Annotated in this window: 14 protein-coding genes; 7 read left to right on the top strand and 7 right to left on the bottom strand. The window is 63.6% G+C overall.

The genetic code is table 11. The features are described from left to right. Nucleotide 1 precedes the first annotated feature (1 nt). Entirely contained in the window at nucleotides 2-3,400 is a 3,399-nt protein-coding gene (gene cydC / locus I6E56_RS09640) for a thiol reductant ABC exporter subunit CydC (protein ID WP_197137670.1), read from the top strand. Here cydC and I6E56_RS09635 read toward each other — a convergent pair. Further along, nucleotides 3,397-3,753, bottom strand: a complete 357-nt coding sequence (locus tag I6E56_RS09635; RefSeq protein WP_197137665.1) for a hypothetical protein — start codon at nucleotides 3,751-3,753, stop codon at nucleotides 3,397-3,399. The two genes, cydC and I6E56_RS09635, sit on opposite strands and share 4 nt — an antisense overlap. A gap of 56 nt (nucleotides 3,754-3,809) precedes the next feature. On the opposite strand from I6E56_RS09635, the gene I6E56_RS09630 reads away from it, so the two are divergent. Together I6E56_RS09630 and I6E56_RS09625 are read left to right on the top strand one after the other, a co-directional pair. Further along, nucleotides 3,810-3,974 carry a hypothetical protein gene (locus I6E56_RS09630; protein WP_197137664.1) on the top strand — a complete coding sequence of 55 codons (165 nt, stop codon included), beginning with the start codon at nucleotides 3,810-3,812 and terminating at the stop codon, nucleotides 3,972-3,974. Between the two features lie 7 nt (nucleotides 3,975-3,981). Next, the gene (locus I6E56_RS09625; RefSeq protein WP_197137663.1) at nucleotides 3,982-4,347 is read left to right on the top strand and encodes a hypothetical protein; all 366 of its coding nucleotides are present in this window, start codon (nucleotides 3,982-3,984) and stop codon (nucleotides 4,345-4,347) included. A 10-nt stretch (nucleotides 4,348-4,357) separates the two neighbouring features. Here the strand turns inward: I6E56_RS09625 and I6E56_RS09620 are convergent, their stop codons facing one another. From I6E56_RS09620 to I6E56_RS09600, 5 genes are all read right to left on the bottom strand, one after another. Then, nucleotides 4,358-5,461 carry an acyl-CoA dehydrogenase family protein gene (locus tag I6E56_RS09620; RefSeq protein ID WP_197137661.1) on the bottom strand — a complete coding sequence of 368 codons (1,104 nt, stop codon included), beginning with the start codon at nucleotides 5,459-5,461 and terminating at the stop codon, nucleotides 4,358-4,360. A gap of 9 nt (nucleotides 5,462-5,470) precedes the next feature. Continuing rightward, entirely contained in the window at nucleotides 5,471-6,412 is a 942-nt protein-coding gene (locus I6E56_RS09615; RefSeq protein ID WP_197137660.1) for a nucleotidyl transferase AbiEii/AbiGii toxin family protein, read from the bottom strand. Beyond that, nucleotides 6,409-6,942, bottom strand: a complete 534-nt coding sequence (locus I6E56_RS09610; RefSeq protein ID WP_197137659.1) for a type IV toxin-antitoxin system AbiEi family antitoxin domain-containing protein — start codon at nucleotides 6,940-6,942, stop codon at nucleotides 6,409-6,411. The genes I6E56_RS09615 and I6E56_RS09610 overlap by 4 nt, the downstream gene beginning before the upstream one ends. 71 nt (nucleotides 6,943-7,013) lie before the next feature. Further along, nucleotides 7,014-7,403, bottom strand: coding sequence for a VOC family protein (locus tag I6E56_RS09605; protein WP_197137658.1), 390 nt, complete (start codon nucleotides 7,401-7,403; stop codon nucleotides 7,014-7,016). A gap of 20 nt (nucleotides 7,404-7,423) precedes the next feature. After that, nucleotides 7,424-8,611 (bottom strand): low temperature requirement protein A, encoded by a 1,188-nt coding sequence (locus I6E56_RS09600; protein WP_197137657.1) that lies wholly within the window; start codon nucleotides 8,609-8,611, stop codon nucleotides 7,424-7,426. Nucleotides 8,612-8,750: 139 nt separating this feature from the next. Between I6E56_RS09600 and I6E56_RS09595 the strand changes: the two genes are divergently transcribed. Together I6E56_RS09595 and I6E56_RS09590 are read left to right on the top strand one after the other, a co-directional pair. Continuing rightward, the gene (locus tag I6E56_RS09595; RefSeq protein ID WP_307842818.1) at nucleotides 8,751-10,022 is read left to right on the top strand and encodes an MFS transporter; all 1,272 of its coding nucleotides are present in this window, start codon (nucleotides 8,751-8,753) and stop codon (nucleotides 10,020-10,022) included. Nucleotides 10,023-10,099: 77 nt separating this feature from the next. Beyond that, nucleotides 10,100-10,540 (top strand): nitroreductase family deazaflavin-dependent oxidoreductase, encoded by a 441-nt coding sequence (locus I6E56_RS09590; RefSeq protein ID WP_197137655.1) that lies wholly within the window; start codon nucleotides 10,100-10,102, stop codon nucleotides 10,538-10,540. Here the strand turns inward: I6E56_RS09590 and ddaH are convergent. Beyond that, nucleotides 10,537-11,373 carry a dimethylargininase gene (gene ddaH, locus I6E56_RS09585; protein WP_197137653.1) on the bottom strand — a complete coding sequence of 279 codons (837 nt, stop codon included), beginning with the start codon at nucleotides 11,371-11,373 and terminating at the stop codon, nucleotides 10,537-10,539. The two genes, I6E56_RS09590 and ddaH, sit on opposite strands and share 4 nt — an antisense overlap. 103 nt (nucleotides 11,374-11,476) lie before the next feature. Between ddaH and I6E56_RS09580 the strand changes: the two genes are divergently transcribed. Both I6E56_RS09580 and I6E56_RS09575 read left to right on the top strand, forming a co-directional pair. Then, on the top strand, nucleotides 11,477-11,914 hold the full coding sequence (locus I6E56_RS09580; protein ID WP_197137652.1) for an Lrp/AsnC family transcriptional regulator: 438 nt from the start codon (nucleotides 11,477-11,479) through the stop codon (nucleotides 11,912-11,914). 247 nt (nucleotides 11,915-12,161) lie between these two features. After that, nucleotides 12,162-13,334, top strand: a complete 1,173-nt coding sequence (locus I6E56_RS09575; RefSeq protein ID WP_197137651.1) for an ABC transporter ATP-binding protein — start codon at nucleotides 12,162-12,164, stop codon at nucleotides 13,332-13,334. Nucleotides 13,335-13,341: the final 7 nt, after the last annotated feature.

The following is a 13,341-nucleotide window of genomic DNA, read 5'->3' as shown; positions in this document are numbered from 1 at the left end:
CATGAGAGCCAAACTCCACGAACGACTCGCAGCAGGCTTCGGCCCGGGCGGTGTTCACACACTGTTCGGGTTGGGGTTGCTTGCTTCTCTCAAGGGATTGGCGCTCGTGCTCATGGCCGAGGCGGTCGCGCGCGGTGTCGTTGGCGTCATTGACGGGGATGCCGCGGCGTGGCAGTTCGCGATCGGCCTTGGCATTGCGGCTGGCCTCCTCCGCGCGGCCACCGCTTGGGCAACGGAGAGTTTCGCGACCCGCGCCGCGTTAGGCGCCAAGGAGTCTCTGCGCCACGAACTCGCGGAGCGAGTGCTCACCGGTTCCGATGCTCGCCCGGGCGCAAGCACCGCGATTGCAACGGTGGGGCTCGATGAGCTCGACAACTACTTCCGTGTGGTGTTGCCGACGATCGTGATGACGGCGACAGTTCCGTTGCTGGTCGGCCTGCGCATCCTCTCGGTCGACTGGGTGAGCGCGCTCATCGTTGTGTTGACGGTCCCGCTTGTTCCGGTGTTCATGATTCTGGTCGGCGGCCACACGCGCGAGCGGGCCGATGCGGCAAGCGCGAGCCTCGAACGCCTCTCCGATCATTTGGTCGAGTTGGCCCGCGGTCTGCCCGTGCTTGTCGGGCTTGGTCGAGTTGGCGAGCAGTCGAAAGCGTTGCGCGCGATTTCTGCCGAGAACCGCACGAAGACGATGGAAACCTTGCGCACCGCGTTTCTTTCGGCGCTCGTGCTCGAACTCATCGCCACCATTTCGGTCGCGGTCGTTGCTGTCTTTGTGGGCGTACGGCTGGTGGATGATCAGCTCTCCCTCACCGTCGGCCTTATCGCGCTCGTACTCGCCCCGGAGTGTTTCGCACCCTTTCGCGAGCTGGGCGCCGCGTTCCACTCCTCCGAGAATGGGCTCACCGCTCTACGCCGCGCTCGCGCGATCATCGATGTGCCGCGGGCACGGGAACACCGCCAGAGTGCTGGCGCGTTCCGTGTCGTGAACCTCACAATCGCCTACGACGGCCGCGCTTTGCCCGCGGTCGACGGTCTGAACTTCCGGGCAACCCCCGGCACCATTACTGCCCTGGATGGGCCAAGCGGCAGCGGAAAATCCAGTGTTCTTGAGGTGCTGGCGGGCAATCGCGAGCCCAGCGGCGGCAGCGTGTGGGGCATCGACGTTTCCCGGGTGGCCTGGGTTCCGCAGCATCCGCACACCGTTGCTGACACCGTGCTCGACGAACTGCGCCTCTACAGCAACGACGAAAAGGCCATCAAGTCTGTGCTGCTCGACCTCGGGCTCACCGGGGTTGCCGAGGCCGATCCGCGCCAGGTTAGCCCCGGCGAACTGCGCCGCATTGCCGTTGCGCGCGGACTGCTGCGCGTCGAAGCGGGCGCCACCCTGTTGCTGCTTGATGAGCCGACCGCCCACCTCGACCCGGCATCCGCTGCCCGCGTTGAAGCCGCGATTGCTGAGCTGCGCGGTCGCCCCGTCACCGTGCTGGTCGCCTCGCACGAAGCGGGCATTGCGGCGCTGGCCGATCAAGTGGTCGTCGTTGGCGCCTCGGGCGGGACTCGTGCGGTCGAGTCTCGGGTTGATCCGCTGACGGTTGCAGGCGACATGGATGTTGACGCTCTCGCCGAGCGCAGCACAACCCGCGCGACGATCGCCAGTCTGCTCGAGTTTGTGCGCCCCACCCTCGGAACTCTCGTCGGAGCGATCGCTCTCGGTGTGGGCGCGAGCCTCTTCGCGCTCTCCCTCACCGCCCTTTCGGGGTGGCTGATTGTGCGGGCGAGCGAGCATCCACCGATCATGTTCTTGCTCGTCGCGATCGTCGGCGTGCGGTTCTTCGGCATTGGCCGTGCCGCCCTGCGCTACGCCGAGCGGCTCGCGACGCACCGCGCTGTTTTGGGCTCGGTCATCGAACTGCGGGTGGCCCTGTGGAATGGTCTGGGCGCTCGGGCGCTCGGTTCGCGCGCTCTCGCCAATGGCGGGGTCGCCCTCGACTACCTCGTTGCCGCCTCTGACCGGGTGCGCGATCTCGTTCCCCGCGTCGTGCTGCCTCCCGCCGTTGCTCTCGGCACCTCTCTTGCCGCCCTCATCGCTGTCGGCCTGCTGCACGCGCCCGCTGTTCCCGTGTTGCTCGCCGGTCTCGCCGTCGGGCTTATTGCGGCGCCCATCATCGCCGTGATCATCGACCGCTCGGCCGCCAACGGCATCGCCGAAGTGCAGTCCCGCGTCGTGCGCGCCTTTGCCGCCATGACCGGTGCAGCCACCGACCTTCGTGCCAACGGTGTTGGTGGGCGGATGCTCGCCCGCCTCGATCACATCGACGCCGAAGCCGGCGCACTCTCCCGCCGCAGCGCTCGCGCCCTCGGAATCGGCAACGCCGTCGTCGTACTCGCCTGCTCGGTGACCGCCGTCGCGATGCTGCCCGTCGCCGCGCCCGCCGTCATCGCTGGCACCCTCCCAATCGCCATCGTCGCGGTGCTCGTACTCATCCCTATCGGGCTCGTTGACTCGTTGATCGCCTTCGTCGACTCCGTGCAGCAGTGGCCGGCGCTCAGTGCTGCGCTTGCGAAGGTGCGTGAGGTTACTGCTGGGGCGGATGCTGGGGCGGATGCTGGCGGTTCGGCTGCGAGCGTGCGTGACAACACTGGCTCACCGGCTGGCCGCCGCGGCGCGCGCCATGACGCTAACCGCGCTGACACCGCAGCCGCGAGCGCAGACCAGCCACTCGGTGACGTGACTGTTCTCGAACTGAGCGAGCTCGGCATCCGCTGGCCTTCGAGCCCGATGCTGGCGTTTTCGGGCGCGACCGCTCGGGTTGAGCGTGGCGAGTGGCTTGTCGTGGAAGGTCCGTCGGGCGCGGGCAAGTCGACGTTGTTGGCGGCGCTGCTCGGGTATCTTCCGGCGGCCACTGGCTCGTGGAGCCTCAATGGCGTGGATGCTCGCGAGCTCTCGCCCGAGCAATTGCGCACGGCGGTCACGTGGTGCCCACAGGAGTCGCACCTCTTCGATTCGACGATCCGCGCGAACCTGCTGTTGGGCCGCGCCCACGATGATCAGCCGACCGAGCAGGAGCTCGTCGCGGTGCTGCGCCAGGTAGGTCTTGGCCCGCTCTTCGGTTCGCTCGAGCGCGGCCTCGACACTCGCGTCGGCTCGGCGGGCGAAAGCCTCTCGGGCGGCGAGCGTCAGCGCTTGGCCGTTGCCCGCACCCTGCTAACGCGCGCGGATGTCGTACTGCTCGACGAACCGACCGCCCACTTGGATGCCGCGAGTGCCGAGCAACTCATCACCGACCTGCGCACGGCTCTCGTCGACAAGATCGTGGTGCTCGTCAGCCACCACGACGACGAGCGTCGCGACGGCGATGTGAGCTTGCGGCTCGGGGTGCGCGAGGTCGCGGCGGTCTAGCGTTCGCTTCCGAGTACCCACTGCACGTCGTGCGGTGCGGAGACCAGCCCGACTGCCCAGTCGACATCCAGCCGGATGCCTGCACCGGGCGGGCCAGCTAGATCGTTGCTCACGATGGCATCCGCGATACTCTCGAGATCGTGCGGCTCGAACAGTGCGGCGAGTTCTTCGGTGTCGAACACAGCGCCGAAGACCGTTGCGCTCTCCCGCCAGCGGAAAAGTAAGACGAGGCGTGTTTGGCTGAGGGTGCGCCCCGCCACGAATCGCGTCTCCATCGACGCCATAGCATCGCCGATGGCGCGCTGGACGAAAAGCGCCTCAACAGCGGTGAGCAGTTCGCTTGCAGGTGTCACAGTGGGTTCCATCTACGAGTTGCAGCCATCACGACAAACGCGAGATCGGGGCCAGAATGAAACGCAGCACCCAACCGCTCGTATTTCTCGTGGCCGTTCTGGCGATCATTATCCTCGCGGCCTGGCTCATCATTACTTCGGGGATCTTCGGCCTCGTGCTCGACGCTGACGTTGCATCCGCCGGTCATGGTACCGTCGATCCTTATGAGGATAACTCGTAAACAATGGGTGTGGATAGGCGCGAGCGTCGTCGTCACCGCATTCGTCATCGTGTATTTGCTGCGTCTCGCCTATCTGACCGTTGCTGTCTCAGAGTGGGCCGTTCCCCCGGCCTCCTCAATCCCCCTCCCTCAGGGAAGCGAGATCGTTGCGGTCGACGAAAAGTGCGCCTCGGGCGGATGTTGGTCTCTAGTCTCGGTGCGTCCACCGGATGGGATGACACCTGACGAGCTCTCCAGCGAGCTGGGCACAACGCCGCGAGAATACATCGCCGGCTCATTCTGGACCCCGTTCACCACCGAGCTGAGTGCCGAAACTCAGGGTCAGCTTCTCGTCATCACCGCGGCCTACGCAGCCGACAACTACATTCCCTGAGCTCGCGCGCCTAACTCCCGAACAGGTCGCTCGCGACTGTCTTGTACACCGATTCCGGGTTCGAGGGGTGGTAGATGCCGGCGAGCACATCGCGTTGCAGGCGCGAGAGTTCGCTCGTGCTGCGGAACGCTCCTCCCCCGGCTGAACGCATCACCTGGTCGACGACGTGGCGTGCGGTTTCGATACTGCGGTGCTTCACCCCGGTCAGTTTGCGGAACCAGCCAGCCCCGTGATCCACACGTCCATCAACGTCATCGACGATGCTGTGCAGCTGGGGTTCGATCGCATCGAGCGCGAGGGCGGCATCTGCCATGCGCCAGCGCAGATCCGGATGCTCGGAGTACGCCTCACCGCTGATGGCCGAGCTGCGCTGCTGCAGTGCTTCGACCCCGAGTTCGAGGGCGCGATCGGCGAGGCCCGCATAGACGGAGGCGATGAGCGGCAAGAAGTTGGCGAACACCGCGAAGATGAACGGATCGGCGTTGGGGCCGACGGGCAGCACACGGGCGACCCGGTTTGCGGGAACGAAAGCGCCATCCAGCACCGTGGTGTGACTTTGGGTGGCGCGCATGCCGAGGGTGTCCCAGTCGCCGAGCGAACGCCATCCGGGCTCATCCCGAGAGATGAAACCATGCACGAGGGTTTCGGTGCCGTCGTCTGCGGTGTGCTTGCCGAAGAGGCCGAGCTGGGTCCACGCGGGAGACAGCGAGGTGAAGATCTTGGTACCCGTAAAGGCGTAACCGCCCTCGACGGTTTCGGCGGTCGTGAGGGAGTCCCACATGACGAGATCGTTGCCGGGTTCGCTCAGGCCGAAGGCGAAGACTTCGCCAGCTTCGGCATCCGCCAACAGCCAGTCGAGGCTCGAGTCGCCGCGTTCACGCAAAGCCCAAGCGACGCCGATCCACACGAGGTGCATGTTGATGGCGAGCGCCGTGGCCGGAGCGTACGCGGCGAGCAGGCGCTGATCATCCGACAGCTCACGCAAACTGCGCGGCTTCAAGTAGCCAACGGCACGCAACTCTTGCAGGTCTTCGGTGAAGAAGATGTTCTCGCGGTCGTAGCGCGCGGCCCGCGACCGGATGCGATCGAGCAGGGCTGGGGTGAGTACCGTCATGGGTCAACGCTACTGCGCCGCGCTTCGTGCTATCTCTGCGACCCACTCGTTGAGCTCGCCCAGCGCTTCATCAAGGCCGATTTCGATCCCGGCTTGATCGGCCGGTTTTCGCCAGCCGTCAGCCCAACTTTGCCAGGCAGTTAGTTCCGGTGGCCAAGTTCGGGGCACGAGCCCTAGCGCTTCGGCTTCCAGCGCGCGGGCCCGAAACACGTCTTCTGCGGCCACCCTCACAGCGCCTAGCTCACTGCCCTCTGGGAAGAAAGCTCCGCGCAGCAACAGCAAATCGACGACGTCACGCACGCGGTCGTTAAAGAATGGTTTGCCGTCGCCTTCCGGAGCGGGGGCATCCGGGTCAGTGCAGGCATGAAGTTTTTGTGCGACCTGGTAGGCCATGGTGATTCCAGCAATTTCATCAGGCGCACCAAGCCCGAGCGCGCTCAGGTCAGGCGCAGCGAAGCGCTCATCCTCCTCGCCGATCCTTCCTTCGGAGAAAGACACCTCCACTTTGATTTTGCGAAAAACCTGACCGCGAATTTTGAGCTGGATGTATAAACGCCGCGGCTTGTTGGTGGTGCGTGCGTTCTCGACAACCTCGATCTCCGTTCGCGCTAGCTCGAACGGTTCCCATGGTTGCGCGAGGGCCGAATCCAGCGCAGTCTCAAATCCTGCAATGGCGCCCCTGTAAACGGTGTCCACATCTTTTGTTGCTCGCGCTCCGGCTTCTAAGCGATGCTCAAGGTAGGCGCCACCTTTGATCAAAAATTCTGGCCGACCGTCAGGGCCCAAGGCTCGTTGCAGTACCGCCATCACAATGACCGAACCAGTTAGCCAGCCAAGACGGTCGACCGCTTGGTCCGTTTTCTTTGCGGCTGCGTTGAGAAAGGAATTGAGAGCTGTTGTGTTCTTGGGCGGCGCCTCCCGCGGCGGCAGACCGTCGAAAGCATGCGTCACAGGTTGCTCTCCAGCTCGCTCAGCTCCAGAGCAGTCAATTGCCCCCTCGCGCGCGCCGCTTCGATCGCCTGTTGCAAAAGATGTCTGGGCACTTTTGTAGCGATGCCTTGCTCAATCGCTGCGAGAACTGTGACCACAGGAATTCCTTCCCACCAGCTTCGCTCGCGGGGCGAAATGTGATCGCTATGCAGCTGTACGCCAGAGATGGCTCTACGGACGCGATGCTTTCCCACATTCACATGGATGATCTCTGGATTGATGTCGCAAAGGTCGTGCACGAGCAACGCCGTGTCGTGGGAGAGGATCGCGTCGGGTGCCCCGGTTGCCAACACTGCGCGCATGTAGTCGTCGCGCTCTGTTTGAGGTAATTCTGGAAACCGGTAGAGGCCCTGAGAGATCCGTTCCAGCTTCTCCCTGGAAGCAAGCTTCGCTAGCTCCACCGCCGAATAGCCCAAGTCTCGTGCATCCCGAGTAGTTACGAATCCGTACTGGCTAGCAGCGATTGGCCACAGCTCTGTTCGCAATGTCATATTTCCTCCGCGCCAAAACTATACCAAAATTGGTATAGTTTTGGCATTTCGGCATTCGGATACTTGTGGCCTCAAGCCTTAATGATCGACAACACGTTTCCCGCAGGGTCCGTGAACCACGCGATCTCGGAGCCGTGCCCGCGCATGATGCCTTTCGCATCAGTGCCGAGGGCACCCATCGGCCTCGAGTCGTCGTAAATCTTGGTGACCACGCCACGCTCGTTGAGCGCGTCGACGGCAGCTTCGACATCCTCGACCGCAAAGTTCAAGATGGTGAAGCTCGCCGGTTCGTGGTTCTCCTTCGGGTAGATGGTCACTTCGGCGCCGCCGGGCAGCGTGAGCCGCAGCGTGCCCATGCCGCCATCAGCGACCGCGAGGCCGAGGGTGTCACGGTAGAAGGCTGCAGCGGCTTCCAGATCGTTGACGCTGAATCCAGAGAATGCGTTCTTCGGAGCAAACATCGTGCACCACTCTTTCTTCGCTAGTCCTGCTTGGCCTCAAGCTTCGCGGCGCGCATCCGTCCCGTCAATAGTGCGACCCCCAGCAGAGTTACCGAGACCACCGCAATAGCCACGGCTACGCCGATAGTGCCGATGGCGGATGCCGTCAGCGGCAGCGCAAGCATGACGAGCACCGCAACGATTGTTGCCGATCGCGGAATCGACACCCGCTCCACCATGGGCGCGTGCAGCAGCCACAGCAGCAGAATGAAGAGCGCGACGGGCAGCGCCAGAGAGTAGCCGACCACAAGCTCGCTCGACTCGAGGTCTGTCGTGACGGATCGCACCGCCACTTCAATGCCGGTTCCGACGGCGGCGAGCGCCGCAAACAAGAAGTAGTGGCCGTAGTTCCAAAACAGGTAGCGATCGCGCCTGTTTTCTAGGCCCTCGGCGGCGGGTTCAGAGAAGTACAGCCACCACAGTGCGAACAGCAGCACGAGGCCAGCAGCCGACGCCACAATGAGCGACGGTGACAGCCCCTCTTCGAGCGCCTCCTGCACCGCGAACGTCGAGGCGAGCACGCTTTCGCCGAGCACCAAAATCGTGAACTTTCCGTAGCGCTCCGCGATGTGGTGCGGATGCCAGGACAGTCGCTGTGCACGATCAGCCCAGAGAGGCACGGCCAGTTCGGCGAGCACGATGATGACGAACGACACCATGGCCAGCTCGGCGGGCAGCAACAGCCGCAACAACCAGCCAACCTGCACGACCCCGATACCGAGCGCGTAACGGCCGGCGGTGGCGCGCGTTTTGGGGTCGTCTTTCACGGCGCGCAGCAGGGTAGCGATAAGCCCAATTCGCAAAATCAGGTATCCAGCGGTGACGGCTGCAAAGTTACCGTCGTCGAAGGCCAAGGGAATTCCGGCGGCGAGAACGAGGATGCCGCCCATCTGCAGCATGGTGAACAGACGATAGGGAACGTCATCCGTGTCGTACGCCGAGGCTAGCCAGGTGAACTGGTTCCACGCCCACCAGATGGAGAAGAAGACCATCAGGAACGGCGCGATGGCTTCGAAAGCGTGCCCCACCTCGACGGCGTGCGTCAGTTGCCGCACGACCGAGGCGACCGCGACCACGAAGGTCAGATCAAAGAGCAGCTCGAGCGGAGTCGTTTTGCGGTGCGGCTCGTCGATGTCGCGAGCCACCACCCGCGAGCGCAGTGCGTTCATGTCCCAACTTTACGCAACTGCTCCGCAACGCGCCTGAATCCCGGCAGGCCAGAGGCGAGTACGATTTTGGCTATGCGTTGCGGCAGGAGTCGCGGAGCCAAGCGCTGGCCCGACGGTGGGTTCGAAGGGTTGAGTGGTTGTGGTTTCCTCTGACATGAACGTGGTGCAGACGGGCCGACGTTCTCCGGCACAGCGGTCGCCCGCGCGGTGGTTGCCGTGGGTGAGCCTGGTCGCCGCCGCGGGCGTCCTCTCGGTGATGACCGCTCCGGGCCAGACCGCCGGAATCTCCGTCTTCACCGACCCGCTCATCGCTGAACTCGACGTCTCGCGCACCGGCATCTCGATCAGCTACTTCTTCGGCACGATCGTTGGTGCCGCCGCGCAACCGTTCGTCGGCCGCGCCCTCGACCGCTTCGGCGCCCGCTACGTCACCATCGTCATCGGCGCCCTGTTCGCAAGCGTGCTGCTTGCCCTGAGTTTCGTCGACGGCATCGCTGGTCTCACCGCCGGTTTCGTTGGCGTGCGGATGCTCGGCCAGGGTGCCCTCAGCCTCGCCGCCACCACGGCTGTAGCCCGCGCCATCACCCACCGCCGCGGTCTGGCGCTCGGCATCACGGCCGCCATCGGATCCGCCGGAATCTCCCTCGCCCCCGTCGGCCTCGAACGACTCATCTCAGCTGTCGGCATCCACGCCGCCTGGCGCTGGGAAGCCGCGATTGTGCTCGCCGTCGTCGTACCGCTCGCGTTCATCCTGCCGAAGCGCAGCCAGGTTGCCGCCCAGACCGAAGATCTCTCGACGGCGCAGATCGTCATCCAGAAAGAATCGTGGATGCTCGGCGAAGCAGCCCGCACCGGCATGTTCTGGGTCATCGCCTCCTCCCTCGCCGTCTCGGGCATGCTGAGCACCGGCCTCGCCTTCCACCAGATCGCGATTCTCGGCGAGCGCGGCCTCACCCCGTTCGAAGCGGCCGCCAACTTTCTGCCGCAAACCGTCACCGGCATCGCGGCAACCCTGATTGTTGGAGCGTTCGTCGACCGCGTGAGCCCCAAGCTGTTCGTCATCTTTTCGATGCTCACGCTCGCCGGCTCGCTGCTGTTGCTCTCCGCCGTCGGCCCCGACGGCACCGCCATTCTCTACGGTCTCGTGCTCGGCGCTGCCGGCGGAAGCCTGCGCGGGATGGAAGCCGCCGCCTACGTGCGCTACTACGGCACCGCCCATATCGGCTCCATTCGTGGCGTCACGACCGCGATCGCCCTGGGCTCCACGGCTCTCGGCCCGATCGCCCTCGCCCTTGCCGTCGACGTCAGCGGCAACTTCACCGAGCCGGCCTTCTGGTTCGCGAGCCTTCCGATAGCCGTCGCCGTGCTCGCACTCTTCGTGCGCCCGCCGCAGCGCCGCGCGGCTGTCTGAACGTCTGAACGCGCTCGGCTCCGGCAGACGCCTGACGCGAGCCAGCCGCATCCCACCAGACGCGCGAGAATAGACCTATGAGCACCAGTAACCGCCTCAGCGACCTCGGCATGAAACTCATGAACGGCGTGCACCGCGCGATCCTTGCCGTTTCGGGCGGTCGCCTGGGTTGGACTCTCGGGGGCATGCCCTCACTCGAGCTCCACACGACGGGCCGGGTGTCAGGCATCCGGCGGTCAACGATGCTGACTGCTCCCGTGCACAGCAAGGGCCGCTGGGTGATCGTGGCGTCGAAGGGCGGCGACGATCGCGACCCCCTCTGGTACCGCAACCTGCAGGCGAATCCGGATGCCGAACTCACCGTGCGCGGACGCACCGTGCCCGTGCACACTCACACCGCGGATGCCGCCGAGAAGGCCGAGTTGTGGCCGCAGATCGTGGCCGCCAACTCGCGCTACGCCGAGTACCAGACCAAGACGACCCGTGACATCCCGGTCGTGATCTGCGAAGAGCGCTAGCGGCGAAGTTCCAGGGTGCAGCACTTCACGCCACCGCCACCGAGCAGCAGCTCGGAGAGGTCGACGCCGATGGGGTTGTAGCCGCGTTCTTTGAGCTGGCGCTCGAAGTCTTTGGCACGGGCAGCGATGACGACGTTGTAGCCGTCGCTGTAGGAGTTGAGTCCGAGCACTGCCGCATCCTCTTCAGTAGCGAGGATGGCGTCGGGATACAGCGCACGGAGTTTCTCAAGCGAGGGCTCGTCAAACGCGCTCTCGAGGTAGGCGATGTTGGTTTCGTCGAGCTTCGCGATGGCGGTATCGACGTGGTAGAAGCTGGGGTTAATGAGGTTGAGGGAGACAACATTGCGGCCCGAAAGCTCTGCTAGCTCTCGGTGGCTTTCGACCGAGGTGCGGAAGCCCATGCCTGCAAGGATGTTGTCGCCGACAAGGAGGAAGTCGCCCTCACCCTCATTAACGTTCTCGGGGGAAGCAACGTCGAGGCCGTTGGCGCCGAACCAGTCCATGTAGGCGGGGCCTTCTGCTTTGCGCTCGTCATAGGTGAAGAGGGCGCCGTAGGCTTTGCCGTCGATCACGAAGCCGCCGTTTGCGGCGTAGACCATGTCGGGCAGGCCATCGATGGGGTCGATGAGTTCAACGGTGAAGCCGAGGTCAATATAGGTGTCGTAGAGCGTCTGCCACTGCTTCACGGCGAGGCTGGTGTCTGTGGGATCGTTGGGATTCATCCACGGGTTGATGCTGTAGGTGACTGTAAAGAAGTCGGGACGGCACATCAGCACAGTCTTCGCGGTGGCCTGGCGGGCAGGCGTGGTCGATTCGGTGTCAGTGATCGTCATAGCCCCAGTGTTTCACGCACCTATCCGCAATGTCTCGGTAATGTGCGCACTAATTCGGCGCAATCCCTAGCCAAGGCACAATAATTCGCCGTACCCTGAGGGCATGGACAAGCTGGACGCAGGAATCATCGACATGCTCCGCCTCAACGCCCGCGCAGGCTATGGAGATATAGGAGAAGCCGTGGGGCTTTCAGCCTCCGCAGTTAAACGGCGCGTCGACCGCTTGGTTGCCAACGGCACCATCCGCGGCTTCACCGTGCAGGTCGATCCCGCCGTTGACGGCATGGGAACCGAAGCGTACGTCGAGCTCTTTTGCCGCGGAAACGTGGCTCCGCAAGAACTCAAACGCATCCTCAGCGCCATTCCCGAAGTGGTGGATGCCGGAACAGTCAGTGGGTCTGCCGACGCAGTCGTTCATATGCGCTCGCGCGACATCCACTCGCTTGAGATCGCCCTCGAGCGACTGCGCACTGCCACGAACATCGACAACACTCGCAGCTCCATCGTTTTGTCGCGGTTGATTCACCGACGCTACGAGTAACGATTTGCCCTGTCGTGGTTCGGGGGAATCTCATAGATTTACGCACTAAAAGTGCCCGATAACAACGAAATCCGTTCTGTAACACGAACTTAACCATGTATACCGTTGCGTCTCGCCGGTTTTTCCGGTTGACTACACCAACAGTTGCGAATAACTTTTCGCGATCTTGGAGGTACGTAGCGTCGTGACAGAGTCAGCCCAGAACACAGCTCCCGCAGGTTCAGCCGCGGGAAGGTCCAGTGCAGAAATGACCAGCGCTAGCGAGCCAGAGGGTTCGGTTGTCCTTGAGGGCGTGACTAAGAAGTTTGGTGGCGCTGTCGCTGTCGACAACATCAGCCTGCACGTGCGCCCCGGCGAGTTCCTCTCCTTGCTCGGCCCCTCGGGCTGCGGCAAGACAACAACGTTGCGCATGCTCGCCGGCTTCGAAGAGCCAACCTCGGGCAGCATCCGCATTTCTGGTCAGGATGTCGTGGGCATTCCGCCCCACAAGCGCAACGTCAACACAGTTTTCCAGGCTTACGCTCTCTTCCCTCACATGAGTGTCGCCGAGAACGTGGCCTACGGGCTTCGCCAAAAGGGCACGCCCAAGTCGGAGATTCGCGAGCGCGTCACTGAGTCACTCGATCTCGTGCAGATGCGCTCATTCGCCGACCGCAAGCCCACTCAACTTTCAGGCGGCCAGCAGCAGCGCATCGCGCTGGCGCGGGCCCTCATCAACCGCCCTGCCGTTCTCCTCCTCGATGAGCCGCTGGGTGCTCTCGACCGCCAGCTGCGCGAAGAAATGCAGATCGAGCTCAAGCTTCTGCAGTCGCGCCTCGGTATCACCTTCATCTTTGTCACGCACGACCAGGGTGAGGCACTCTCGATGAGTGACCGCATCGCGATCATGCGCAAGGGACGCATCGAGCAGCTGGATGACGCCGACTCGATCTACGATTCGCCGGCGAGCGCCTATGTTGCTGGCTTCATTGGCCAGCAGAACTTTATCGCTGGCACGATGACTAACGATCTGTCGGTCATGGAGTCGCCGTTCGGAATCATTAACGCTTCGGGTCCCCATGAAGAACTCGAGGCCGGCATGAATGCTCAGGCCGCTGTGCGCCCCGAAGCTGTTGCTGTTGCGCTCGCCACCGGAGAATCAACGAGCACTACTGCGAACCAGATTCGCGGCGAGGTTATTGGGGTGTCCCATCAGGGAGAGACGCTTCAGTTCTTGGTGTCGATCGGAAACGACCAGACGCTGCTCTCTCGGGTTCCGCGCCCGAACGCGCCACGTCTGGCTGTCGGCGACTCGGTGCTGTGCACCTGGGATACCGCATCCGTTCATCTTTTCCCGAGCGATCAGGCGAGTCAGGCTCAGGCCGATATTGCTCGCGCGGTCTCCAACCCAGCCCCACCAACCAGTTCAATTTCTCTCTAGAAGGAGC

This window comes from Salinibacterium sp. NK8237 (genome assembly GCF_015864955.1).
GTDB lineage: Bacteria > Actinomycetota > Actinomycetes > Actinomycetales > Microbacteriaceae > Rhodoglobus.
This window is presented reverse-complemented; position numbering and strand designations above follow the sequence as displayed.